Origin of the sequence: Bartonella jaculi, from assembly GCF_039543045.1 — a bacterium.
GTDB lineage: Bacteria > Pseudomonadota > Alphaproteobacteria > Rhizobiales > Rhizobiaceae > Bartonella > Bartonella jaculi.
In genome coordinates, this window is record NZ_BAABIZ010000008.1 from 46,030 (window position 1) to 46,425 (window position 396).

Annotated in this window: 1 protein-coding gene; it reads right to left on the reverse strand. The window is 56.1% G+C overall.

Annotated features, from left to right (window positions below; all coding sequences use genetic code 11):
• On the reverse strand, window positions 1–396 hold a 396-nt coding region (locus ABD915_RS04905; protein ID WP_345115965.1), incomplete at both ends, for a hypothetical protein.

The following is a 396-nucleotide window of genomic DNA, read 5'->3' on the forward strand; positions in this document are numbered from 1 at the left end:
CATACCCCCACCCACGCAACACCTGCTCCACAAAGACCACCGCGTGCAAAAGACAGACAGCAAAGCAACACAACCGCACAAGACCATACCCCCACCCACGCAACACCTGCTCCACAAAGACCACCGCGTGCAAAAGACAGACAGCAAAGCAACACAACCGCACAAGACCATACCCCCACCCACGCAACACCTGCTCCACAAAGACCACCGCGCGCTAAAGACAGACAGCAAAGCAACACAACCGCACAAGACCATACCCCCACCCACACAACACCTGCTCCACAAAGACCACCGCGCGCTAAAGACAGACAGCAAAGCAACACAACCGCACAAGACCATACCCCCACCCACACAACACCTGCTCCACAAAAACCACCGCGTGCAAAAGACAGACAG